The sequence below is a fragment of the Cupriavidus consociatus genome (assembly GCF_017814975.1).
Taxonomy (GTDB): domain Bacteria; phylum Pseudomonadota; class Gammaproteobacteria; order Burkholderiales; family Burkholderiaceae; genus Cupriavidus; species Cupriavidus consociatus.
Genome location: NZ_JAGIQA010000002.1, coordinates 159,274 through 182,286 on the forward strand (window position 1 = coordinate 159,274; position 23,013 = coordinate 182,286).

General features: G+C 65.7%; 21 protein-coding genes and 2 pseudogenes. 17 read left to right on the forward strand and 6 right to left on the reverse strand.

What is annotated here, in order from left to right:
* Positions 1-186: 186 nt before the first annotated feature.
* A complete protein-coding gene (gene cqsA, locus J8I82_RS03875; RefSeq protein ID WP_209754582.1) occupies positions 187-1,491 on the forward strand; it encodes an alpha-hydroxyketone-type quorum-sensing autoinducer synthase in 1,305 nt (434 codons plus the stop codon).
* Between the two features lie 9 nt (positions 1,492-1,500).
* The gene (locus J8I82_RS03880) at positions 1,501-2,823 is read left to right on the forward strand and encodes a sensor histidine kinase (RefSeq protein WP_209754585.1); all 1,323 of its coding nucleotides are present in this window, start codon (positions 1,501-1,503) and stop codon (positions 2,821-2,823) included.
* A 6-nt stretch (positions 2,824-2,829) separates the two neighbouring features.
* Here J8I82_RS03880 and J8I82_RS03885 read toward each other — a convergent pair whose 3' ends face one another.
* Positions 2,830-3,423, reverse strand: coding sequence for a uracil-DNA glycosylase family protein (locus J8I82_RS03885; protein WP_245179383.1), 594 nt, complete (start codon positions 3,421-3,423; stop codon positions 2,830-2,832).
* A 67-nt stretch (positions 3,424-3,490) separates the two neighbouring features.
* Positions 3,491-4,414 (reverse strand): IclR family transcriptional regulator, encoded by a 924-nt coding sequence (locus J8I82_RS03890; protein ID WP_209754589.1) that lies wholly within the window; start codon positions 4,412-4,414, stop codon positions 3,491-3,493.
* A gap of 132 nt (positions 4,415-4,546) precedes the next feature.
* On the opposite strand from J8I82_RS03890, the gene J8I82_RS03895 reads away from it, so the two are divergent.
* Positions 4,547-6,205, forward strand: coding sequence for a GMC family oxidoreductase (locus J8I82_RS03895; RefSeq protein WP_209754592.1), 1,659 nt, complete (start codon positions 4,547-4,549; stop codon positions 6,203-6,205).
* A gap of 126 nt (positions 6,206-6,331) precedes the next feature.
* Positions 6,332-7,648 carry an MFS transporter gene (locus J8I82_RS03900; RefSeq protein ID WP_209754594.1) on the forward strand — a complete coding sequence of 439 codons (1,317 nt, stop codon included), beginning with the start codon at positions 6,332-6,334 and terminating at the stop codon, positions 7,646-7,648.
* An 82-nt stretch (positions 7,649-7,730) separates the two neighbouring features.
* Here the strand turns inward: J8I82_RS03900 and J8I82_RS03905 are convergent, their stop codons facing one another.
* The 3 genes from J8I82_RS03905 to J8I82_RS03915 form a co-directional block, all read right to left on the reverse strand.
* Positions 7,731-8,870: a DSD1 family PLP-dependent enzyme gene (locus J8I82_RS03905; protein ID WP_209754596.1), complete on the reverse strand. Its 1,140-nt coding sequence runs from the start codon at positions 8,868-8,870 to the stop codon at positions 7,731-7,733.
* Between the two features lie 90 nt (positions 8,871-8,960).
* Positions 8,961-9,746, reverse strand: coding sequence for a BON domain-containing protein (locus tag J8I82_RS03910; RefSeq protein ID WP_209754598.1), 786 nt, complete (start codon positions 9,744-9,746; stop codon positions 8,961-8,963).
* Between the two features lie 128 nt (positions 9,747-9,874).
* Positions 9,875-10,546 (reverse strand): alpha/beta hydrolase, encoded by a 672-nt coding sequence (locus J8I82_RS03915; protein ID WP_209754600.1) that lies wholly within the window; start codon positions 10,544-10,546, stop codon positions 9,875-9,877.
* A 476-nt stretch (positions 10,547-11,022) separates the two neighbouring features.
* On the opposite strand from J8I82_RS03915, the gene J8I82_RS03920 reads away from it, so the two are divergent.
* The 5 genes from J8I82_RS03920 to J8I82_RS03940 all read left to right on the forward strand — a co-directional run bounded on the left by J8I82_RS03920 (position 11,023) and on the right by J8I82_RS03940 (position 16,946).
* Positions 11,023-13,482, forward strand: coding sequence for a DUF3772 domain-containing protein (locus J8I82_RS03920; RefSeq protein ID WP_209754603.1), 2,460 nt, complete (start codon positions 11,023-11,025; stop codon positions 13,480-13,482).
* A 262-nt stretch (positions 13,483-13,744) separates the two neighbouring features.
* Complete coding sequence (locus J8I82_RS03925) at positions 13,745-14,095, forward strand: mechanosensitive ion channel protein MscS (RefSeq protein WP_209754604.1); 351 nt, start codon at positions 13,745-13,747, stop codon at positions 14,093-14,095.
* Between the two features lie 2 nt (positions 14,096-14,097).
* Positions 14,098-14,682, forward strand: coding sequence for a class I SAM-dependent methyltransferase (locus tag J8I82_RS03930; RefSeq protein ID WP_209754605.1), 585 nt, complete (start codon positions 14,098-14,100; stop codon positions 14,680-14,682).
* 274 nt (positions 14,683-14,956) lie between these two features.
* On the forward strand, positions 14,957-16,432 hold the full coding sequence (gene glnA / locus J8I82_RS03935) for a type I glutamate--ammonia ligase (RefSeq protein ID WP_209754606.1): 1,476 nt from the start codon (positions 14,957-14,959) through the stop codon (positions 16,430-16,432).
* A gap of 34 nt (positions 16,433-16,466) precedes the next feature.
* Positions 16,467-16,946: a YbhB/YbcL family Raf kinase inhibitor-like protein gene (locus tag J8I82_RS03940; RefSeq protein ID WP_209754607.1), complete on the forward strand. Its 480-nt coding sequence runs from the start codon at positions 16,467-16,469 to the stop codon at positions 16,944-16,946.
* A 183-nt stretch (positions 16,947-17,129) separates the two neighbouring features.
* On the opposite strand, the gene J8I82_RS03945 is transcribed toward J8I82_RS03940, so the two are convergent.
* Positions 17,130-18,044 carry a LysR family transcriptional regulator gene (locus tag J8I82_RS03945; protein WP_209754608.1) on the reverse strand — a complete coding sequence of 305 codons (915 nt, stop codon included), beginning with the start codon at positions 18,042-18,044 and terminating at the stop codon, positions 17,130-17,132.
* Positions 18,045-18,232: 188 nt separating this feature from the next.
* Here J8I82_RS03945 and J8I82_RS03950 point away from each other — a divergent pair, with 188 nt between their 5' ends.
* The 8 genes and pseudogenes from J8I82_RS03950 to J8I82_RS03985 form a co-directional block, all read left to right on the forward strand.
* Entirely contained in the window at positions 18,233-19,216 is a 984-nt protein-coding gene (locus J8I82_RS03950) for a Bug family tripartite tricarboxylate transporter substrate binding protein (RefSeq protein WP_209754609.1), read from the forward strand.
* A gap of 70 nt (positions 19,217-19,286) precedes the next feature.
* Positions 19,287-20,414 (forward strand): C45 family autoproteolytic acyltransferase/hydrolase, encoded by a 1,128-nt coding sequence (locus J8I82_RS03955; RefSeq protein WP_209754611.1) that lies wholly within the window; start codon positions 19,287-19,289, stop codon positions 20,412-20,414.
* Between the two features lie 154 nt (positions 20,415-20,568).
* On the forward strand, positions 20,569-20,904 hold the full coding sequence (locus J8I82_RS03960) for an ArsR/SmtB family transcription factor (protein ID WP_209754613.1): 336 nt from the start codon (positions 20,569-20,571) through the stop codon (positions 20,902-20,904).
* Positions 20,901-20,993 (forward strand): annotated as a pseudogene (locus J8I82_RS03965) (ArsI/CadI family heavy metal resistance metalloenzyme); the annotation flags it as partial. The gene J8I82_RS03960 and the pseudogene J8I82_RS03965, both read left to right, overlap by 4 nt.
* A 43-nt stretch (positions 20,994-21,036) precedes the next feature.
* On the forward strand, positions 21,037-21,165 hold the full coding sequence (locus J8I82_RS39025; protein ID WP_280905972.1) for a hypothetical protein: 129 nt from the start codon (positions 21,037-21,039) through the stop codon (positions 21,163-21,165).
* A gap of 43 nt (positions 21,166-21,208) precedes the next feature.
* On the forward strand, positions 21,209-21,703 hold the full coding sequence (locus tag J8I82_RS03975; RefSeq protein WP_209754615.1) for an arsenate reductase ArsC: 495 nt from the start codon (positions 21,209-21,211) through the stop codon (positions 21,701-21,703).
* A 5-nt stretch (positions 21,704-21,708) separates the two neighbouring features.
* A complete protein-coding gene (locus tag J8I82_RS03980; RefSeq protein ID WP_209754617.1) occupies positions 21,709-22,413 on the forward strand; it encodes an aquaporin in 705 nt (234 codons plus the stop codon).
* Between the two features lie 155 nt (positions 22,414-22,568).
* Positions 22,569-22,757 (forward strand): annotated as a pseudogene (locus J8I82_RS03985) (phosphate signaling complex PhoU family protein); the annotation flags it as partial.
* Between the last annotated feature and the right edge of the window lie 256 nt (positions 22,758-23,013).

Sequence of the window (23,013 nt, forward strand, 5' to 3'; positions counted from 1 at the left end):
ACGGCAGCGTGGCCCTTCCCGCTCATACAAGCGTTGAACTGGTGGAAGCCCGGTCACAATCGTTGCCGAGGACTTGGCACAGTAATCGCTGAGGTGGAGAAAGCCCGACGTGCCTGCGATGCCCGGGTTCCTGGCAATGCCCCCAGCGATCCCCTTCGATCCCTCTTACCTACCTGAGGAATACCGATGTTCTCCGCCGCCCAGCGTCCGCAGCCGACGCACCCTGTTCCCTGCCCGCCCCGCAGCGTGGCCACGCCGCCGCTGCCGCAGTGGATCGCAGCCCGCATGTCAGAGCACTTCGAGACCCGGCTGGGCAAGCTCTGGGGCGGTGACCACCTGCTGCACGGGCGCAAGCCGGGTCCCGACGCGCTGCACCTGAGCAGCAACGACTACCTCTGCCTGCTGGGCGAGCGGCCGTTGCTGGAAGCGCAGGCGCGCGCGCTGCTGGACGAACAGCCCGAGCTGCTGATGTCGTCCGTGTTCCAGTACGGCGAGACGCCGCAACGGCACGTCGAGCGCAAGCTGGCCAACCTGATGCAGGCCGAGGACGGGCTGATCGCGCAGTCCGGCTGGGCCGCCAACGTCGGCCTGGTGCAATGCATCGCCGGGCCGGGCGTGCCGGTCTATATCGACATGAACGGCCACGCCTCGCTGTGGGAAGGCATCACCGCCGCCGGCGCGCAGGCCGTGCCGATCCGCCACAACGACGTGGGCCATGCGCGCCGCCAGGCCGAGCGCTTCGGCCCCGGCGTGATCATGGTCGACGCGGTGTACTCCACCACCGGCAGCGTGGCGCCGCTGGAGGAATACGTCGCGGTGGCGGAAGCGTCGGGCTCGGTGCTGGTCGTCGATGAATCGCACTCGCTCGGCACCCACGGGCCGTCGGGCGGCGGACTGGTGCCGGCGCTGGGGCTGTCGGAGCGGGTGCATTTCCGCACCGCGTCGCTGGCCAAGGCCTTCGCCGGGCGCGCGGGCTTCGTCACCTGCTCCAGCCGGTTCAAGGACTTCTTTGCGGTCGAGTCGAGGCCAGCCATTTTCAGTTCCGGGCTGCTGCGCCACGAGGTCGCGTGGTTCGACGCCGCCATCGATTTCATTGCCGCGGCGGACCAGCGGCGCGAACAGCTGCATGCGATCACCCGCCAGACCCGCGAAGCGATCAGTGCGCTCGGGTACAACATCAGCGAAGGCTCCGAGCAGATCATCGGGCTGGAGGCAGGCACCGAGCCGCAGGTGATGGTCCTGCGCAACGCGCTGCAGCAGCGCGGCATCTTCGGCGCGGTATTCTGCTCACCGGCAACCCCCAAGAATCGGGCATTGATGCGACTTACCCTGCATGCGAAACTTAGCGCCGGTGAAATCGACCGGCTGGTCAGCGTCCTCGCCAGTATCCGCGACGAGGTGCGTCTGGAAGAATGGTCATCGACGCGCCGCAGCCGGCGCAAATCCCCCAATCCCAAGGAGGAGCTCGCCGCAAGCTCCCGCGAGGAGTAGCCGTTGGAGATGGAAGCAGAGTTGGCCGACCCGGGCGGCCGCAAGCACCGCGCCGGCCTGTCAGGACTTGCCGGCCTCGCCCGCCGGACCTGGCAGTCGGTGTTCGATACCGCGGCACGGGCCATCCTGCTCGACGAGGAAAGCGTCATCCGCCTGCGGCGGATCCAGATGGTGGGCGCGCTGGGGGTCATCGGCCACCCGCTCTACTACCTGATCTGGTCGTACGTGTTCCCGCAGCCCTACGAGAACCTGTGGCTGCGCCTGGTCTGCACCGCGCTGTTCGTGCCGCTGCTGTTTGCGAGGGCGTTCTCGCACCGGCGCTGGCTGCCGCCGTATGCGCTGTTTGCGATCACGGTGGGCATGCCGTTCGCCTTCATCTTCCTGTACCTGGAGAACGGCGGGTCGATGGCCTGGGCGGAGTCGGTCATCATTGCCGTGGTGATCCTCTATCACTTCAATACGGCCTTCGCGACCATCTCGCTGCTGTCCGGCGCGGCCGCCGCGGTGGCGCTGTTCGTGCTGGCCGGCAACTCCATGGGCGGCATCCCGTGGGAGCCGGTGCTGCTGCAGTTGCCGATCATCGGCTTCGTGATCTCGGTGCTGGTGGTGATCAAGCTCGACCGCCAGTTGCTGGTCGAGCAGAAGCGGCGCGGCATGGCGGCGGCGCTGGCCACCGTCGCGCATGAGCTGCGTACACCGCTGACCAGCCTGAGCATCAGCGCGAGCGGCCTCAAGGCACGGCTGCCGGCAGCGCTGGACCAGGACGCGCCGCGCCGCGAGGGGCTGATGCAGGCGGCGGCGCGCATGGAGTCCGACATCGCGCACATCAGCAACAGCATCGAACTGCTGGTGGCCAACTCCAAGAATCCGGAAAAGGCCACGCGCGAGCTGTTCGATCTGGGGGGCGTGATCCGCGACACCATCGCCCGGTTTCCGTTCGACAACCCTGGCCGCGACATCGTCACGTTCGATCTGCCCGGCCCGGTGCGCGTGCTCGGCAACGCGCAGCTGTTCGGGCTGGTCATGACCAACCTGCTGAAGAACGCGCTCGAAGCGATCAAGCGCGCCGGCAAGGGTGACATCCGGATCCACTGCGAGGTGCGGCCGGACGGTGTGCACGTCACCTTCCGCGACACCGCGACCGGGGTGCCGCCGAAGGTGCTGGCGCGCATGTTCCAGCCCTTCTTCTCCTACCCGGCGCACCGTGGCACCGGCATCGGGCTGGCGTTCTGCCAGAACGTGCTGACCAGCTGGGGGGCAGGCATCAGTTGCCGTTCCGTCGAGCACGAGTTCACGGAGTTCGACATCCGCTTCCCGCACAAGGACTGCTGAGCGGCATCAGCCGGATAGCGCCAGCGCCACCTGCTGCCGCAGCCGCGGCAGCACGTCGGTGTCGAACCACGGGTGGCGCCGCAGCCAGAAGCGGTTGCGCGGGCTGGGGTGCGGCAGCGGGAAGAATGCTGGCAGGTAGTCGGCGCAGGCGGCGACGGTATCGGCCAGCGTCGCCCCGGCCCGGCTGCCGAGGTAGCAGGCCTGTGCGTGACGGCCGACCAGCAGCGTCAGCCGGATATCCGGCATGGACGCCAGCAGCGGCGCATGCCACAGCGGCGCGCATTCGCGCCGCGGTGGCAGGTCGCCGCTGGCACCCTTGCCCGGATAGCACAGCCCCATCGGCACGATCGCCACCTTGCCGGCGTCATAGAACTGCTCCGGCGTCAGCTGCAGCCAGGTGCGCAGCAGGTCGCCGGACGGGTCATTCCAGGGGATGCCGGTTTCATGCACGCGCCGTCCCGGCGCCTGGCCGACGATCAGCAGGCGCGCATGGGCGCCGGCCTGCACCACCGGCCTGGGCTCATGCGGCAAGGCGCAGGCGCGGCAGGCGGCAATGTCGGCGAGGAGCCGGTCAAGCCTGGTGGATCGGGTACGAGGCAAAATCAGCGGGCTGGGCGATGCGGGGCTTCCCAGTGTAAGCGCTTTGCCCGGCAAGGCGCGTGACCCGCTATGGCGCGCAGAGTACCCGCGCCATCTCGTCGGCGGCACCCTGCAGCATCGGCACCGCCTTGAGCAAGGCATCCATCGACACACGCGCCGTCGGCGCGTGGCAGGCGATGGCGGCCACCACCTGACGCCGCGCCGGCTTCGGCCCCACCTCCGATCCCGGCCCCGCCCCCGCCCCCGCCCCCGACTTCGGCACGGGCTCCAGTACCGGCACCGCCACCGCGCACATGCCGCGCACGAATTCCTCATGGTCGACGCCGATCGCGCGCGTGCCCAGCCGGTCCAGTTCCGCCTCCAGCGACGCCAGGTCCGACAAGGTGCGTGGCGTGTTGCGCGTCAGCGCGAGGCGCCCGAGCATCTGGCGCCGCTCCAGCCGGCTCATCGCCGCCAGGAACAGCTTGCCACTGGCGGTGCAATGCAGCGGCACGTGGATACCCGGCGACAGCTGCAGCCGCAACGGCTCGTGCGTCTCGACACGCTCCACGTACAGCACGCGGTCGCCGTCCAGCGCGGTCAGGTTGCAGGTTTCGCCCAGGTTCGCCACCAGCCGGGCCAGGATCGCGCGGCACTCGCGCAGCACGGGCGGGCTGCGCAGCGTCTGCAATGCCAGTGCGCTGGCGCCGGGCCCGGGCACGAAGCCGCGCTCGGCCGGCATCCTGACCACGAAGCCGGCGCGCTCCATCGCGGCCAGCAGCCGCATCAGCGTTGCCTTGGGCACATGCAGCCGCTGCGCCAGCTGCGACAGGGTCTGCGGATGCTGGGCGCGGGCCAGGCTGGCCAGCACCGTGAGCGCGCGCAGGCTGCGGGCATCGTCATCGCCGGCAGCGGGAGCGCCCGCGTCGGTGGCCAGGCCTGTGGCCAGCGCACCGCTGGCGGCCTCTGCTGCACTGCGATTCTGAAACGGGATTGACACGTTCTGTTTCACAACCGGCGTCTCCTCGCGATTGGGCTTTCCATTCCACTTTTGAAAAATAAAATCCGGAACAGAACGTTTCAGATTATAGATCGGTGCCGGAGCAACAAACCAGTTCGCCGGCCATCAAAGGAGACAGCGACGATGTCGCAAAGCGTTGACTACATCGTGGTAGGCGCCGGCTCGGCCGGCTGTGTGCTGGCCAACCGGCTCAGCGAGGACGGCCGCCATTCGGTCTGCCTGCTCGAGGCCGGCCCGCCGGACCGCTACCCGTGGATCCATATCCCGATCGGCTACGGCAAGACCATGTTCCACAAGGAAGTGAACTGGGGCTTCTATACCGATCCCGACCCAAACATGCTGAACCGCCGCATCTACTGGCCGCGCGGGCGCACGCTGGGCGGCAGCAGCGCCATCAACGGCCTGATCTACGTGCGCGGCCAGCGCCAGGACTACGACCACTGGGCCGCACTGGGCAACCCCGGCTGGGAATGGGACGCCTGCCTGCCCTACTTCCGCAAGCTCGAGAACAACGACCTCGGCGCCGGCCCGACGCGCGGCACCACGGGCCCGCTGAACGCCACCTCGATCGACCGGCGGCACCCGCTGGTGGATGCCTTCATCGAAGCCGGGCAGGTGCTGGGCCTGCCGCGCAAGACCGATTTCAACGAGGGCGACCAGGAGGGCGTGGGCTACTACCAGCTCACCACGCGCAACGGCTGGCGCTGCTCCACCGCGGTGGCGTACCTGCGGCCGGCACGCACTCGTGCCAACCTGCGCGTCGAGACCGATGCCCACACCACCGCCGTGCTGTTCGAGGGCAAGCGCGCGGTGGGCGTGCGCTACGTCAAGGACGGCCAGCCTTATATCCTGCGGGCGCGCCGCGAGGTGATCCTGTGCGCCGGCGCGTTGCAGTCGCCGCAGCTGCTGCAGTTGTCTGGCATCGGCCCCGCCCCGCTGCTGCGGGAGCTGGGCGTGCCGGTGGTGCAGGCGCTGCCGGGCGTCGGCGAGAACCTGCAGGACCACCTGCAGGTCCGCCTGATCTACGAGGTGGCGCGGCCCATCACCACCAACGACCAGCTGCGCTCGCTGGCGGGCAAGGCGCGCATGGGGCTGGAATGGCTGCTGATGCGCAGGGGGCCGCTGGCGATCGGCATCAACCAGGGCGCCATGTTCTGCCGCGCATTGCCGCAAAGCGCCACGCCCGATACGCAGTTCCATTTCGCCACCCTGTCCGCGGACATGGCCGGCGGCAGCGTGCATCCGTTCTCGGGCTGCACCTATTCGGTCTGCCAGCTGCGGCCGGCCTCGCGCGGCACGGTGCGCATCCGCAGCACCGATCCGTTCGAGGCGCCTTCGATGCAGCCCAATTACCTGTCGGCCGAGCTGGACCGTCGCTGCACCATCGCCGCGATCCGCTACGCGCGCCGCGTGGCGCAGGCAGAACCGATGCGCGGGCTGATGCAGCGCGAATTCCGCCCCGGCGATGCGGTGCAGAGCGACGACGAGATCCTGCACTTCTGCCGCGAGTACGGCGCCACCATCTTCCACCCGTCGGGCACCGCCAGGATGGGCCCCGCGCACGATCCGCTCGCCGTGGTCGACGCGCGCCTGCGCGTGCATGGCGTGGGCGGCCTGCGCGTGGTCGACTGCTCGGTGATGCCGACGCTGGTGTCGGGCAACACCAACGTACCCGTGGTGATGATGGCCGAGCGTGCCGCCGACTTTATCCGCGAGGATGCGCGGCGCGAGCCGCTGTCGGCGGAAATCGCCGAGCGCGTGCCAGTGGCGGCGGTCGCCTGACGTTTTTCGACAAGCGCCACGGCCGGCGCTGACAACGACAAAGGCCGACCCTGCAGTGCACGCGGCGTCCAATACGACGAAGATGACGATTAAAGCGGACGCCTCCCACCACCAGAGGAGACAGCAATGACAAGCCCCAATGAACAGGCGGTGCGCAAGGTAGCGCTGGCGTCGGTGATCGGCGCCACCATCGAATGGTATGACTTCTTCCTGTACGGCGTGGTCGCCGGCCTGGTCTTCAACAAGCTGTACTTTCCCGGTGACGACCCGCTGGTCGCCACCATGCTGGCCTACACCACCTTTGCGGTCGGCTTTGTCACGCGGCCGCTGGGCGGCGTGATCTTCGGCCACTTCGGCGACAAGGTCGGCCGCAAGAGCATGCTGGTGATCACGCTGATGATCATGGGCGTGTCGACCTTCCTGATCGGACTGGTGCCCACCTATGAAAGCATTGGCATCGCCGCGCCGATCCTGCTGTTGCTGTTGCGCGTGCTGCAAGGCATCGGCCTGGGCGGCGAATGGGGCGGCGCGGTGCTGATGGCGTACGAATATGCGCCGCCGGAGCGGCGTGGCTTCTATGCCTCGCTGCCGCAGATCGGGCTGGCGATCGGGCTGTGCCTGGCCTCGGGCGTGGTGGCGCTGCTGTCGCTGACGCTGACCGATGCGCAGTTCCTGTCGTGGGGCTGGCGCGTCGCCTTCCTGATCTCGGCGGGGATGGTGTTCGTCGGCATGTATATCCGCCTGAACGTGAGGGAGACACCCGAGTTCGCCCGCGTCAAGCAGCGCAATGCGCAAACCCGCATCCCCTTCCTCGACATGATGCGCCGCTACCCGGGCAATATCCTCAAGGGCATGGGCGCGCGCTATATCGACGGTGTGTTCTTCAATATCTTCGGCGTGTTTTCGATCAGCTACCTGACGCAGACCGTCAATATCAGCCGCACCGAAGCGCTGGTGGGCGTGATGGCCGCCGCGATCGCGATGTGTTTCTTCATCCCGTTCTTCGGCCACCTGTCCGACCGCATCGGCCGCACGCGGGTGTACTTCCGGGGTTCGCTGATCACGGCGCTGTCGGCATTCCCGGCGTTCTGGCTGATGCTGAACAGCGGGCAGAGCATGATGCTGCTGTGGCTGTCGATCGTGGTGCCCTTCGGCATTTTCTATGCCGCGGTGTACGGGCCCGAAGCCGCGCTGTTCTGCGAGCTGTTCGATGCGCGCGTGCGCTATACCGGTATCTCCTTCGTCTACCAGTTCTCCGGCATCTTTGCTTCGGGCATCACGCCGATCATTGCCACCGCGCTGCTCAAGTCGGGCGGCGGCAAGCCGTGGCAGATCTGCGCCTACGTGACCTTTGCCGGGCTGGTGTCAGCGCTGTCGGTGGCGTTGATCGAGCGGCGTGCGGGCGCCGGGCTGCCGCGCGAAGGCAACGCGCCGGCGCGCTGAGCGCGCCGGCCAGTCGATTAAGCCAGTCGATTAAGCCCGCTGGGCCAGGCGAACCAGGCGAACCAGGCGAACCAGGTGAACTTCATCGGCTGAGCCCGCGCGCCTCGATGGCCCATACCGCTTCCACACGCTCGCCGCGCACGCAGGCGTAGGCATCGTGCAGGTTGGCGGTGGGATCGCAATGGCCCGGCACCAGCCACAGCCGCTCGCCCAGCAGGTCGCGGCTGTCGGCGTCGGTCACCGTCAGCACGCCATGCTCGTCGTTGGCGGCAACGTACTCCAGCGCGCCGTCGGCATCGCGCGGCCACACGTGCGGCAGGCCGGAATCGACTGCGACCGACTTCAGGCCGACATCGCACACGGCCACGCCGGCGCGCGCCGCACTCATCACGGTCGATGCCACGAACAGGGAATGAAGCGGCCGCAGCGCGCCTTCCCATTCGAGCGAGCCGTAATGGCCGTCGAGAAACAGGTACGAGCCCGGCTGGATTTCGGTGTAGACGCCGCTCTCCAGATCGAACTCGGCGGTGCCGGTACCGCCGCCGGTCACCACCGGGCAACGCAGCCCGCGCCGCTCCAGCGCGCGCAGGTAGCCCGCGGTGGCCTCGGCCGCGCGCTGCGCGGCCTCGCGCCGCTGCGCCCAGGCCTCGATATGCTGGATGCCGCCGTGATAGCCCTGCAGGCCGCCGAAATACAGTGCGGCTTCAGCGTCGATCGCATCGACCAGCGCCAGCAAGGCCTCGTCGCTGTCCACGCCGCAGCGGCCCTGCCCCACGTCCACCTCCGGCAACACCGCGATGCGCACGCCGGCGCGCCCCGCGGCGGCGCCGATCTCGCTGACCTGACGCACATCGTCCACGCAGATCGACAAGCGCGTGTGGCGCGCCAGTTCGGCCGCCATCGCGGCCTTGTCGGCGCCGACGAACTCATTGCTAAGGTGGATGCTGGCAATACCGGCCGCGGCAAAGGGATACGCCTCGGACAGCTTCTGGCAGCAGATGCCAACCGCGCCGGCATCGATCTGCCGCTGCGCGATCGCCACGGACTTGTGCGCCTTGGCATGCGGGCGCAGCGCTACCCCGGTGCGTTCGGCAAGTTCCGCCATGCGCGCCAGGTTGGCTTCAAAGGCATCGAGTTCGATCAGCAGCGCAGGCGTGGACAACGCTGACAACGATTGGCCGACCGCCGCGTGCGGCGGCCGGAGAATGCTGGCTTCATGCATGATGTGGGGCCCGGTGGCGGCAGTGCTTGCCGTGGGCCCTCACGATAACACCGGCGTGGCCTTGCGCACAGACTTGCGTGCGCAGGCACGCTAGCGGCGCGTGGCCAGCAGGCGGTAGCCGCGTCCGCAGTGCTCCGCGGCAGCGGCGCGGGCCACATCGGCATCGTCGAACAGGCCAGCCTGCGCGATCGACCTCACCATCACCGCCTCGCCGCGCTCGTTGGCGAGAAAGCGCCCGTCCCAGCCTTGCACGATGTACAGCACGTCGCCGGCCGGGGAGCCGACCTGCCGGTGCTGGCCGGTGGACTGGCCGACCCGCTGCTGTCCAGGATCCTGACCCCGGCCCTGATCCCGCCCCTGATCCCGATCCTCGCCGCGCACTGCGCCGCCGGCACGCTCGCCGATTCCGCCATTGCCGCCGCTTCCGGCGCTGCCCGGCCGCGCCATCTGGATGTTGTTGCGCACTTCACTGACGCCGAGCACATCCTCGGCCATTTGCTCGATACGGAACTTGGCGTCGCGGTCGCGGACGGTGCCGGCCAGCGTGACGATGCCCGAGCCGACATCGACGGTGACATCCGAGACATCGTCATCGGCGTGTGCGAGCCGTTCGCACAGGTCATCGCGAATGCGGGCGTCGGTGCGCTGGTAGCCCTTGGGCATGCGGCGCGAGCCCGCTTGCGTGGCCCAGCGCGAAGGGCGCGTGGGCCGCTCGTCATCTTCATCCTCCAGGCCATAGCGGGCCTCGCCATAGCCATGCGGCGAGCCACCGGTGTCGCCGCTGCGCCAGTGGCGTGCCTGGCGGGTATCGTCGGGGTCGGCGTAGCCGCGGTGGCGCCAGGTTTCCCGAATTTCCGACGGTGGGTAGTCTTTCATGGATTGCCTCCGATCTGACGTCCTAGCCTGATATCGGTAGCACAAAACATGCCCTTGGCCCGTTGCGCGCCGCATCGCGCCCCGGGGCAGCGCCGCGGGACGCAGTTTTTACACGATGCGCAACAACGTCATGCGCCTGGTCCATCCCCGTCGGGCCGGTCGAGGTACTGGCCGACGATGCGCACCAGCAACGGCAGCTTGCCGGTAAAGAAATGATCCGCGCCCGGTACCACCACCACCGGCAGCGCCTGCGGGCGGGCCCAGTCGAACAGCGCCGGCAGTTCCGCGCGCTCGTCGCGCTCGCCATGCACCACCAGGCAATCGGCGGGCACGGCCGGCGTGTCATAGCTGCGATGGGCCTTGACCATGCCATAGGGCAGGCCGGCCAGCACGAGGTGGCGGATCGGCACGCCCTGCGCGGCCAGCGTGGCGGCCACCTGCGCCATCACGAACGCCCCGAACGAAAAACCCGCCAGCGCCAGCGGCAGGCCGGGGTGGTCGTCGCGCAGCTGCGCCACCACGGCCAGCATGTCGTCGGTTTCGCCGCGGCCCTGGTCGTGCTCGCCGCCCGAGCCGGCCACGCCGCGGAAATTGGGCCGCACGGTGAGGAAGCCGCGCGCCAGCAGCGCCTTGGCCAGCTGGTGCGGCACCTTGTGTGTGGCCGAGCCGCCCAGCAGCGGGTGCGGATGCGACACCACTGCGATCCCGCGCGCCGTGCCGGCGGGACGGTCGACCAGCATCTCGATCGGCCCGGCGGCGCCGGCCAGGTGCGCCGTTTCCGTGGCAGACGGTCCTCCCATGAATGCTCCTTGCAATGTCGGGCAAGCCGCTTGCCGGCCCGAGAAAACCGTGATGGTAATGCGATTGTGGCGAGCATGCCGCCCCGCCTTGTCGCCGCGCGTGCTCCGTGGCGCAAAATTCTGCCCGCCGGTGCCCCAGGCGCCGCTTGCGCGGGGCATGTGACCTGAACGCTTTCGTATAATGGCGCGAGCCGCGGCGGCTCCGGAAAATGGACCCGCCGCGATCGGTCAGCACGACCCGTGCCACGCATTGCCGGCTTGCGGCTTCGCCCGCAGGCCTTTCTCGTGGCTGACCCAGATTCGCCGAAGCGGATGGACTGCACGCAGCCCTCCCTTCCCGTGTTCATCGCCGGTGTCCCGGCCGTTCCGCAGCGGAATCGCGACGCAGCACCATGTGGCCCTGCCCGCACCGTGCCTTGCCATTTCCACCTGCCGCCGGAGCGCCGCAAGCCGTCACCATCCGACGAGAATCCTCCATGAGCAAAGCTTCACGGCTCGTACTGGGCCTTGCGCTCGCTGCCCTATGCCACCTGATGCCGGCTACACTGCCTGCCGTCCATGCCGCAGAGACCGCATCGGAAGCCGAGGCCGCCGCGCAAGCGCCCGCACTGAGCCACGCCGAGGCCACCGCCGAACTCAAGCGCCTGCAGACGGAGCAGGACAGCGTCAAGCAGCAGGCCTCTGACCCCGACGGCAATACCAGGCTGCACGACCTGCAGGAAACGCTGCAGCGGCTCGACGCCGACGTCGACAAGCTGGGCGCGGCGTTGACGCCGCAGCGCGCCCAGCTGCAGGCGCAGCTCGACGTGCTCGGACCGCCGCCCGCCGATGGCACCACCAAGGAAGCGCCCGCCGTGGTAAAGCAGCGTGCCGAACTCAATGCGCGCCGCACGCAACTCGATTCTCATCTGAAGCAGGCCGCCGAAAGCAAGGAGAACATCGCCAATCTCAGCGAGCAGCTGGGCCGGCTGGAGCGCGGCCACCTGAAAGACCAGCTCGCGCTGCGCTCGGAAAGCATCCTGAACCCGCAGTTCTGGCAGCCGCTGTTCAGCCCGCCGCCGGAAGACCAGGCGCGCCTGGACGGCTTCCGCGACCAGGTGGTGCCGATGCTGCAGCTGGCGTGGCAGCCGTCGCAGCGCGCGGCCACGGTGGCGCTGCTGCTGCTCGCGCTGGCGGTGTGGACGCTGGGACGGCGCCTTGCGGAGCGCGCGCTGGCATGGTTCTGCCTGACCCGGCTGCCCGAGACGCGCCTGCGCCGCAGCGCGCTGGCGCTGGCGACCACGCTGGCAACGGTCTGCACCACCGGTCTCGCGGTGCAGCTGGTGTACCACGCCTTTGCTCGCAACTATGAATTGCCGCCCGACGTGATGGCGCTCTACGCGCAGCTGGTCAAGCTGACGCTGACCAGCGCGCTGATCGTCGGGCTGGGGCGCGCGCTGCTATGCACGCGGCATCCCAGCTGGCGCCTGCCCGCGCTGGCCGACCCGGTTGCGCTGGCGATGAAGCCCTTCCCCGCGGTGCTGGCCGGCCTGTTGCTGCTGGCCGGCACGCTCGAGCAGATCAACCGCATCGCCGACACCACCGTGCAGGTCACGCTGCTGGGCCGCGGGCTGGTATCCCTCGTGGTGGTGCTGACCATCGGCGCGGCGCTGCTGCGCGCCAACCGCGTGCGCAATGAACTCGCCGCCGCGGGCGAACGCCCCGAGGCGCGCGCCACGCTGGCCGGCATGATCCACGCCGCCGTGACCGTGCTGGTGATCGTGTCGATGGTCGCGCTGCTGGCCGGCTATATCAGCTTCGCGCGCTTCCTGACCTATGAGCTGGTCTGGTTCGACATCGTGCTGTGCAGCCTGTACCTGCTGACGCAGGTCACGCGCGATGTCTGCGAGGCCGTGCTGTCGACCAACCACGCCAGCGGCCGCGTCATCAAGCAGCTGTTCGGCGTCGACGATTCGCACCTGGAGCAGGCCTCGACCATCCTGTCGGGCATCGGCGCCAGCGTGCTGCTGCTGGTCGCCGTGGTGGCGCTGCTGACCGGCGGCTTCGGCACCACGCCGGCGGACCTGCTCAACAGCCTGCTGACGGTGCTGGGCGGCGAGAAGCTGCGCAGCCTGAACATCATGCCGGACCGCATCCTGAACGCGGTGCTGGCGCTCGGCGTGGGCATCTGGCTGCTGCGTTCGGTACGGCGCTGGCTCGATGCGGAGCTGCTGCCCAAGGTGTGCAAGGAGCCGGGGCTGCGCGCGTCGCTGATCACGCTGTTCAGCAATGTCGGCTATGTGCTGCTGGTGCTGCTGACGCTGTCGCTGCTGGGCGTGCGCTGGGACAACCTGGCGTGGATCGTCAGCGCACTGTCGGTGGGCATCGGCTTTGGCCTGCAGGAGATCGTGAAGAATTTTGTCTCGGGCCTGATCCTGCTGACCGAGCGCCCGGTCAAGGTCGGCGACATGGTCAGCCTGGCCGGCGTGGAGGGCGACATCCGCCGCATCAACGTGCGCGCGACCGAGATCCAGCTGGGCGACCGCTCGACGGTGATCGTGCCCAATTCGCAGCTGATCTCGCAGAACGTGCGCAACGTGACCATGAGCAACAGCACGCAGGGCGTGGCTTCGCTGCAGCTGACGTTCCCGCTCAATACCGATCCGGAACAGCTGCGCGACCTGCTGATCGATGTCTACAAGGAGAACGAGGCCATCCTGGACGTGCCGGCGCCGTCGGTCATGTTCAGCCAGCTGGCGTCCAACGGCATCACGCTGTCGGTGACGGGCTACGTCAGCAGCCCGCGCATCGCCGCGAATACGCGCAGCGATCTGCTGTTCGAGATCCTCAAGCGGTTGCGCGCGGCCGACATCGCGCTGACCGAACCGCAATCGCTGCGGCTGGAGAACCTGCCGCCGTTCGGCGAAGCATCGCAGCGCGCGTACGCGGCGGGATAAGTCCGCCGCCCGCTGTGCCCCGCTGGTCCGGCTCAGGACATCGGTACGCCCGCCCTGCGCGGGCGCGCGCGGGCCGGCCCAAACCCTGAGAGAGGGCTTCCGGACAGGTCCGTGAGAGCGGGTGTATTACAGCCCGTTAAAAACCGGTCCGGTAAAAAGCCCCTGTTACAAAGCTAACAAGTCGGCCTCTGCGGCGAAACACCTTGCCGGGCAGTTTGCATCCATCATTCAGGGACACAAGCTGCATCCCAAGGAGTCCGACATGCGCCCCTCTACCCGAATCGTCGCCGCGGCCGCGCTGACCGTGGCCCTGGTAGCCGCTGGCCCCGCCTCCGCGCGCGGCCGCCACCATGGCGGGTCGAATGCCGGCGCGATGCTCGCCGTCGGCGCGCTGGTCGGCCTGGCCTTCGGCGCCGCGCTGGCCTCGGCGCCGGTAGTCGCCGCACCCGTGGCGGTGGCGCCGCCGCCGGTCACCTATGCCCCCGCGCCGGTCTCATACGCGGCGCCGGCGGTGCCGCCGGGCTATTGCTACAGCGACTACGACCGCGCCTATGTACCGTGCGGCCCGCAGCCGTCCGGCTACTACCGGCAACAGCCATACTACGGCTACTGAGCATGCCGGTCGATCGCGATTACTTCAGCCGGCTGTACGGCCGGCAGGAAGATCCCTGGGGCATTGGCACGCGCTGGTACGAGGCACGCAAGCGCGCGCTGCTGATGGCCACGCTGCCGCGCGAACGCTTTGCACGCGCGTTCGAGCCCGGCTGCGGCGGGGGGCATCTTACCGTCGAACTGGCGCCGCGCTGCGATGCGCTGGTGGCAATGGAGCTGGCCGACAGCGCGGCCGGGCAGGCGCGGCAACGCGTGGCAGAGTTTGCGCACGTGCAGGTGCTGACGGGGGAACTGCCACAGCATTGGCCCGAGGGATCGTTCGACCTGATCGTGTTTTCCGAACTGGGGTACTACTTCCCGAAGTCCGACTGGCACGAGGTCGCAGCGCTTGCGGCGGGTGCATTGAGTGAAGACGGTGTCATTGTCGCCTGCCATTTCCGCCACCTGTTCGCGGAGCAGCAGATCACCGCGCAGGCAGTGCATGACGCGATCGGCGCGCAGCCCGGGCTGTACGGGCATATTCATCACCAGGAGCCGGATTTCACGATGGATTTGTGGTCCAGGCAGTTGGAGATGAGGTTGGCCTGATTGAGGTGTGGCTGGGGTGGGCCCTCGCGCTCAAGGTTGATGTCGCCGCCAAGGATTCGAAGCAATCGATCCAGGCAATCGCCAGGATCCCCCAAAAGGTCGTCGTACATCACTTACTTCCAGGATTCCTTGTTCTGGCAACTGCCTGATAAGAACACGGCTTTCACACGTAGTGCCGTTTCGAAAAAGCTGCACGGGTTCGTGAGGTGCTTTGCAATCGGAACTTGACAGACTAATGTTGGACTGTGCTTCGGTCCAGACGACGGAGGCAGTTATGAGCACGGTCTCCATAGAACCCGGCAGTTTTCAGGTTGCAGCGCCGCAAAACCCCGGTGAAGTCATCGCACTGATCAGGAAGCACGCGATCCAGGTCGTCGACCTGAGGTTCACCGACTTGCCTGGCGTGTGGCAGCACTTCTCGATCACGCTGCCGGAAGTCAACGACGATTTATTCTCCGCCGGCATCGGATTCGACGGGTCTTCCATCCGTGGGTTCCAGGAAATACACGAGTCCGACATGCTGGTCAGGCCTGACCCTGCCACAGCATTCGTCGACCCGTTTTGCACGGCACCAACCCTGGCGCTGATCTGCGACGTACTGGACCCTGTCCTGCACCAGCCATATTCGCGCGATCCGCGCTACATCGCACGAAAGGCGGAGCTGTACCTCCAGCAAACCGGCCTGGCTACGGTTTGCTATGTTGGCCCCGAACTGGAGTTCTTCATTTTCGACTCTATTCGCTTCGGGCAGGACCAGCACTCTGGCTACTACTACGTCGAATCCGCCGAAGGCGAATGGGCCTCGGGTCGTGACGAAGGCGCCTATGGCGGAGGCAATCTTGGCTACAAGCAGAACTACAAGGGAGGGTACTTTCCAGTGCCGCCAAGCGATACGCTGCAGGACATCCGCTCCGAAATCGTACTCGCGCTGATGCAGGCAGGCGTCCAGGTCGAGGTGCATCACCATGAGGTAGCCACGGCGGGCCAGAATGAAATCGACATGCGCTTTGCGCCGCTGACCCGAATGGCGGACAACGTGATGATGTATAAGTACATCTGCAAGAATGTTGCACGCCGCCACGGCAAGGTCGCCACATTCATGCCCAAGCCGCTGTTTGCCGACAACGCGAGCGGCATGCATTGCCACCAGAGCCTCTGGCGCGGCGGCGAGAACCTCTTCTATGACGAGAACGGTTGGGCGCAGACGTCGCAGCTATGCCGTTGGTACATCGGCGGCTTGCTCAAGCACGCCCCCGCCCTGATGGCGTTCTGCGCGCCGAGCACAAACTCCTACAAGCGACTGGTGCCTGGATACGAGGCGCCTGTCAACCTGGCCATGTCGCAGCGCAACCGGTCTGCCGCCGCCAGGATTCCAATGGTTTCGGATTCCCCTGGCGCCAGGCGCGTTGAATTTCGCTGTCCTGACCCGTCGGCCAATGCCTACCTCGCCTTCGCGGCAATGCTGCTCGCCGGGCTCGACGGCATTGAGAACCAGACGGACCCGGGCGACCCGCTCGACAAGAACATCTATGATCTGCCACCGGAGGAAGCCGCCAGCATCCGGCAGGTTCCAGGTTCCCTCGAAGAGTCCCTATCCGCACTGGAATCCGACTCGGCATTCCTGCAAAAGGGAGATGTCTTCACTGAAGACCTGCTCAGGACCTGGATTGACTACAAGCGCACACGCGAGATTGATACATTGAAGTTACGGCCGCACCCTTGGGAGTTCCACCTCTACTTCGACATTTGATCAACCAGCGCTACTTGCCCAGCAGAGGCCACCGATGCCGCTCATACTGACATCCCCCGCGTTTGCCCAAGGCGGGGAGATCCCCACTGTGCACACGTGCGAAGGCGCCGATGTGTCACCTCCCCTGGCGTGGTCAGGGTTGCCACCCTCCACCGCCAGCCTGGTCTTGATTGTCGATGATCCGGATGCGCCAGACCCGGCGTCACCGCAAATGACATGGGTCCATTGGCTCGTGTACAACCTGCCTCCCAGTTCCGGCTCGCTTGCACAAGGCATGAGCCGGCAAAGCTTGCCGCCTGGCGCTCGCGAAGGTTTCAACGACTGGCACCGTGCCGATTACGGCGGACCGTGCCCTCCAATTGGCCGGCACCGGTATTTCCACAAGCTATATGCCTTGGACGTCGTGCTGCCAGAGCTCGGCAAGCCGGACAAGGCGGCACTTGAACAGGCGATGCAGGGGCACATATTGGCCCATGCCGAACTCATCGGGACCTACCAGAAGCATAGGCGCTGACGTAGTCGTGCATCTGGCAGGAGTCTCCTGCCTTACCCCCATTGGTAGCTGCCGCACCGGTTTGCCGGTGAGCTGGGCGACGGCAAACCCGGTGTACGAATGGCCGACGCTGCGCCAGAAGCGCTGTGAACCTTCCTTGTCGTCGCGTCGACGCCGGGTAGCCGCGTGCTGACTTCTCCCGGATTAGACGAGCATCGATATGACTGCGTCTCGCATCCAGCGATGCGACAGCGATGGGTCCCAGCGCGAATGCCATGCAATCGAGTACGTCCGATTTTGCACTTCGGCCGGCAATTCCAGTACGCTCAGTTCGAACTGGCTCGCCAGGATCCGCGCAACACGCACCGGCAGGGTTATTGCCGCGTCGCTCTCGCGCATGGCGAACGGTGCCAGGGACAGCGTCGAGACATACATCGGAAACCTGCGCTTGGGCAATCCATGATCCTTGAGGAGGTTGTCGACGTCGTTGTCTCGTCCAAGCATATTGATCGTGCTGATAAAGCGCATCTCGGCAAGATCGGCCAGCTCCAGCCGCTTCTCGCTGAGTGGATGATCGCGCCTCACCAGACATACACGCCGTTCTTCGAACAGCGGAAAGAACGTCACGTTGTGCGCCTGGCGGTCGAAGCGGCCAATCGCAAGGTCGATGGCGCCCGTTTCGAGCTCCTCGACAGGCGTGACATCCCCATATACGGGGAAAAAGTAGGCGGCCGCGTTGGGCGCTTCAGTTTCGAGAAACTTGTGCAGCAAGGGGGCCAACAAGAGTTCGACGGCACTCGTTGTGCCGATCTTGAATACCTGGGCCGATTCGGATGGATGAAAGCCCCCACCCTCCTCCAGCGCGTGGTCGACGGCTTCCAGTGCGCGCCTGACCGTATCGCGGAGAGTGCGGGCCAGCTCAGTGGGCTCCAGTTTTCCGCGAACCCTGACAAAAAGCGGGTCGGACAGTTCTTCCCTCAACCGGGCAAGATCGCGGCTCACGCCCGGCTGCGTGCGCGCGAGTTTTTCCGCGGTTTTGGTAACGCTGCCCGTCTCCATCAGGGACTCGAATACCACCAGCAGATTCAGGTCGAAGCGTCTTAGCGACAGGAGATTCATTTTTCGATCTCGGATGCGGGCGCACGGCACCTGTCCTGGCCGGCCCGTCCCGGCTCAGGCCAGCAAATCATACCAAATTCGGTATGTCGACCAGAAATAATATGATGAAAAACTGATGTTTTCAGGCGCCATACTTAGCGCACAAGACGGTGTTGCAGAACGCAGCACCGGCATCGCGGAGACTGAAGATGAAGGATGTTTTCAAGGCGCTGACGTGCTGTGGTGCCGTGGCCGCCACCTGCCTGGCAGCCAATGCATTGGCCCAGGACACGTTTCCGGCGAAACCGATTCGGCTGATTGTGCCGCTGCCGCCCGGCGGGGGTGCAGACGGCCTCGCGCGGATCTGGGGCGATTATGTGGCCCGTCACCTGGGTGCAACCGTCGTGGTGGAAAACCGCGCCGGGGCCAACGGATCGATCGCGGCGGCATACGTCGCCACCCAGCCGGCTGACGGCTACACGATCCTGCTCGCCACCCAGTCCAATCTCGCACTCAACCGTTTCTCGTACGGCAAGCTGAACTACGATCCCGACCAGAGCTTCGCCGGCGTCGGCCTTCTCGCCACCACTCCGCAAGTATTGCTGGCCAATAACGCCGTCCCGGCAAACAACATCGCGGATCTGATCCGTCTGGCCAAGGCATCGCCGGGGAAGTTCTCCTACAGCACCGCGGGAAAAGGAAACTCCACCCACTTGAATATGGAGATATTCGCCAGGCATGTTGGCGTGGATCTTCTCAATGTTCCCTACAAAGGCAGCGCTGCCGCCTTGCTGGCCGTTGTGGGCGGCGAAACCCAGTTGACCAGCGCCGTGGTCTTTTCCGCGATCCCGTTTATCAAGGAAAAGAAGGTCAAGCCGCTGGTCGTATTTGCCGACAAGCGGGTTCCCGAAATGCCCGATGTCCCTACGCAGGCTGAAATCGGGATTCCCAAGTCGCTGGGCGGCGGCTGGTATGGCCTGGTTGCGCCAAAGGGAACGCCCGACGCCATCATCCAGAAGCTCAATGCGGCCACCACGAAGATGTGGGCAGATCCTGAATCCCGGCAGAAATTGGGCAGGATCTACATGGCGGAACCCGCGGATAAAACGGCTTCCGCTGTCGCGAAATCCACCCGGCAGGATGCTGAACAGTGGGGCCCGCTGGTCAGATCCCTGAACCTGGCGGCGCAGTAAGACCTCGTTTGGGCAGACCACGGCTGAACGGTCCCTGCCCCTTCATGACTGCTGGATGATGGATATTCGAATGCGTGAAATGCAATACTTCCCGCTCGTGGACGTGGCCGGCGGGCCATACGACCGCGGGCTGCAACACGGGGGCGCGGTACCCGAACGAATCGCTGCCGGTGCGGCGCTATACCGAGCCCAACTCGGCCGTCGCGGCCTGGACGATGCCTCCATCGAGCGGCTCGCACGCGCGATGCTTCCGCAAATCGAAGCATTCGACCCGGCCTACCTGGAAGAGATGCGCGGCATCGCCCATGGCGCCGGTACTTCGCTCGAAGACGTCGTCGTCATCAATTGCCGGACGGAGATGCTGTATGGCTTCTCGACAATCGGCGGCAACGCGGCACAGGAAGACGGCGGCGAAGACGGCGATTGCACCGGGCTGGTGGTATTACCGAAACGCTCCGCCACAGGCCGGCTGCTGCATGCGCACAACTGGGACTGGCGCCAGGAGTGCGTGGATACCTGCATCGTCCTGCGCATCCGCGCCGAAAATGGCCCCGATATCCTGGCCTTCACGGAAGCCGGTGCCCTGGCGCGGCACGGTTTCAACAGTAACGGCGTGTCGCTTACAGGGAATGCGCTGTCCTGCCATGAGGATTATCAGCATGGCCCCGGCGTCCCGGTAGTGCTTTTGCGCCGGCGGCTCCTGGAATCCGCCAACCTCGCGCACGCGATGCGAACCGTATGGAACGCCCGGCGCTACTGCTCGAGCAACATGATCCTTGCGCAGAGCAGCACCACCGACGGGTGTTGCGCAAGCCTTGAAGCTGCACCCACCGACGTGTATTGGACGCTTCCTCAGGATGATGTGCTCGTGCATGCCAATCATTGGCTATCGCCCGTGGCAGTCACAAGGCTTCGGGACCCCGGGCTGGCCACAAGGCCCGATAGCCTCTACAGGCAGCATCGCGTGGAGCATGCCCTGCGCTCCATGACGGACCGTGGCATTGAATGGAGCGATATCCGATCCATTCTGGCGGACGACTTCGGTTTCCCCGACGGAGTATTGCGCAGCCCGAAGCCCGGTGATTTCAGCAGCATCTCCGCCACGGTGGCAACGACGCTGATGGATGCCGCCAACAAGGTCATGTGGGTGGCCCGCAAGCCGTATGAATGCCGCGAGTTTCAGGAATATACGCTCTAGTGCAAGGCGGACAGCGCCCCCATCGATAGCGCAGAAACATCATCACCCCTGGAAAGCGTGCCGAAGTGCCGATCCTGTAACAAAAAGGTAGACGCACTGCCCTGTCACAAAGACTTCACTTTCAAAATTTCCATGATTCTATTATCTTCGAATCATGGAAACAGACCACGCACTTGAAGCGCTCGCCGCGCTCGCTCATTCGATCCGCCTGTCCGTGTTCAGGCTGCTGGTTCAGGCCGGTCCACAAGGACTACCGGCTGGCCGGATTGCTGAACTGATGGAAGTGCCCGCATCTTCGCTGTCCTTCCATTTGAAGGAATTGCACCGCGCGGGCCTGCTTTCCAGCCGCCAGGACGGACGCTCCATCATCTATATGGCTCGTTTCGAGACCATGAACGCATTGCTGGGTTACCTCACGGAGAACTGCTGCAGCGGCAATCCGTGCTCGCCTGTGTCCAGCTGCACCATCGCCTCCGAGTCCAAATCATGAAACGCTTCCACGTCCACGTCAGCGTCGCCGACCTGACCGCGAGCATCCGTTATTCCTCGGCCCTCTTCGCCGCCGAACCCACTGCATTGGGGTGTCGCCGATCCGGCCGCCTGCGTGGGTACGGAAGCCCAGATGCTGCAGGCTATCAACGACGCAACCATTACGCTCAAGCGCCGTATCGAATTGTTCCTGTCATTGCCGCTTCCTAAGCTGGACGCGGTCGCGCTTCGGAAGGCTGTCCAGGACATCGGAACGCGCTGACTCGTTTACTGAACCGCATTCATTCTTGATTTCACAGCGCTCCATGACGACGAACGTATTGATCCTCTGTACCCATAATTCGGCCCGCAGCGTGCTGAGCGAGGGAATGCTGAACCATCTGGCCAGGCAATTCGGCCGGGACGTACGCGCCTATAGTGCCGGAAGTTCACCCAGCGGACGGATCAACCCGTTCGCCATCGAGGCGCTGGGTAACGCCGGCGTCGACGTCAGCGGTTATCGCAGCAAGAGCTGGGATGAGTTCACTGGTGACGGTGCCCCGGAGATGCACATTGTCATCACTGTCTGTGACAGCGCGGCGGCCGAGGAATGCCCGTACTGGCCGGGAGGCCCGGTCAAGGTGCATTGGGGATATGCCGATCCCTCCAATGCGCCGGGCGGTGATGAAGGGAAGCGCCAGGCCTTCGAGCTGACGCGGCAGGCCATCGGCTATCGGATGATGCAACTGCTGATGCTACCGCTGGATTCGATGAGCAACGCCGAGTTGCAGGAACACCTTGAGCGTATTTCCAAGAGTTGAGCGCCATGATTGATTTGCGCAACAGACTGGCCGCGGAAACGCTTGGAACAGCCTTGCTGCTGGCCGTCGTCATCGGCTCTGGGATCATGGCCGAGCGGCTTGCAGGCGGCAATGTCGCCGTGGCGCTGCTGGCCAATACGGCGGCAACCGTCGGTGGCCTCTACATCCTGATCGAAGTGTTCGGCCCGATCAGTGGCGCCCATTTCAACCCGGTGGTCAGTTCGGTCATGGTGGCGCAAGGAGAGCTGCCTGGCGCCGCGCTGGTTCCATATATCGCCGCACAGCTTGTCGGCGCGGTACTCGGAGCTTGGTTGGCTCATGCCATGTTCGACATGACCATGCTGCAGTTCTCCGCCAAGGTGCGTAGTGGCCCCGGGCAATGGATTGCAGAGACGGTCGCAACTGCCGGTCTCCTGCTGGTTATCCTGCGCGCCCCGAACGGCCGGGCCTCCGCCATGGTTGCGGCGTATATCGGTGCTGCCTACTGGTTCACCGCTTCCACGTCGTTCGCCAATCCGGCGGCGGCATTTGGACGGATGTTCAGCGACAGCTTTGCTGGTATTGCACCGGGCAGCGTACCGGGGTTCGTGCTGGCTCAATGCGCAGGGGCCGCGATCGGACTCATGCTGCACCGGTTGCTCGAGCCACGCCACGTGCGCCATGGCCATCCGAATATCATCGAGTCCTCCGGCGAACATCAAGTCGATTGATGCTGAGCGCGATCGCATTGACTATCTGACGGACCGCTACAGCGAGCGCAAGGACGCCGCGCCAGCGGAAGTGGCCACCTTGACTGCCGCGGCGATGCGCCACGAGAAAGACGCTGAAGGCGATACCGATTGCGGCGAAGTCGAATAACCACGGCTTCGTGCGCAAGCTCATGAGCTACATGATGGAGAACCCAAAGCTGATCTCCGTGTCGCTCGACTATCTCTTCATCGCCAAAGCGATCGAACGCATCGGCGACCACGCCACGAACATCGCCGAATTCACGATCTACATCGTCGAGGGCACCGATGTCCGGCACACTGGGCAGGACGCAAACCAACAATGAGCAGTCTTGGCGCTATCCGCCCAACGCATGCGGCGCTTCGGCATTGTCGACTCGCCCACCGGATGGCGATTCCCCTGTGGCGTTCGAATCGGGTCGCAGGCTCGGCCTACGTGGCTGGAAAGGCTTGTACACCCTGGTTTCGATTGCCCTGCGGGGAAACGCGCGGTGAGGCGATACGGGCGATGGCGGCCATCCCAAGGCAATTCAGGCCAAGACGACAGCAGCGAATCGAGCCATAAAAAAACGCCCCACGCGC

Coding starts and splice junctions, on each gene's coding strand:
- J8I82_RS03915 (WP_209754600.1), bottom strand. CDS start 10,546: ATGGGAGGACCGTCTGCCACGGAAACGGCGCACCTGGCCGGCGCCGCC.
- J8I82_RS03940 (WP_209754607.1), top strand. CDS start 16,467: ATGCCGCTCATACTGACATCCCCCGCGTTTGCCCAAGGCGGGGAGATC.
- J8I82_RS03955 (WP_209754611.1), top strand. CDS start 19,287: ATGCGTGAAATGCAATACTTCCCGCTCGTGGACGTGGCCGGCGGGCCA.
- J8I82_RS03930 (WP_209754605.1), top strand. CDS start 14,098: ATGCCGGTCGATCGCGATTACTTCAGCCGGCTGTACGGCCGGCAGGAA.
- J8I82_RS03945 (WP_209754608.1), bottom strand. CDS start 18,044: ATGAATCTCCTGTCGCTAAGACGCTTCGACCTGAATCTGCTGGTGGTA.
- J8I82_RS03900 (WP_209754594.1), top strand. CDS start 6,332: ATGACAAGCCCCAATGAACAGGCGGTGCGCAAGGTAGCGCTGGCGTCG.
- J8I82_RS03975 (WP_209754615.1), top strand. CDS start 21,209: ATGACGACGAACGTATTGATCCTCTGTACCCATAATTCGGCCCGCAGC.
- J8I82_RS03960 (WP_209754613.1), top strand. CDS start 20,569: ATGGAAACAGACCACGCACTTGAAGCGCTCGCCGCGCTCGCTCATTCG.
- J8I82_RS03980 (WP_209754617.1), top strand. CDS start 21,709: ATGATTGATTTGCGCAACAGACTGGCCGCGGAAACGCTTGGAACAGCC.
- J8I82_RS03880 (WP_209754585.1), top strand. CDS start 1,501: ATGGAAGCAGAGTTGGCCGACCCGGGCGGCCGCAAGCACCGCGCCGGC.
- J8I82_RS03925 (WP_209754604.1), top strand. CDS start 13,745: ATGCGCCCCTCTACCCGAATCGTCGCCGCGGCCGCGCTGACCGTGGCC.
- glnA (WP_209754606.1), top strand. CDS start 14,957: ATGAGCACGGTCTCCATAGAACCCGGCAGTTTTCAGGTTGCAGCGCCG.
- J8I82_RS03950 (WP_209754609.1), top strand. CDS start 18,233: ATGAAGGATGTTTTCAAGGCGCTGACGTGCTGTGGTGCCGTGGCCGCC.
- J8I82_RS03910 (WP_209754598.1), bottom strand. CDS start 9,746: ATGAAAGACTACCCACCGTCGGAAATTCGGGAAACCTGGCGCCACCGC.
- J8I82_RS03920 (WP_209754603.1), top strand. CDS start 11,023: ATGAGCAAAGCTTCACGGCTCGTACTGGGCCTTGCGCTCGCTGCCCTA.
- J8I82_RS39025 (WP_280905972.1), top strand. CDS start 21,037: ATGCTGCAGGCTATCAACGACGCAACCATTACGCTCAAGCGCCGTATC.
- cqsA (WP_209754582.1), top strand. CDS start 187: ATGTTCTCCGCCGCCCAGCGTCCGCAGCCGACGCACCCTGTTCCCTGC.
- J8I82_RS03905 (WP_209754596.1), bottom strand. CDS start 8,870: ATGCATGAAGCCAGCATTCTCCGGCCGCCGCACGCGGCGGTCGGCCAA.
- J8I82_RS03895 (WP_209754592.1), top strand. CDS start 4,547: ATGTCGCAAAGCGTTGACTACATCGTGGTAGGCGCCGGCTCGGCCGGC.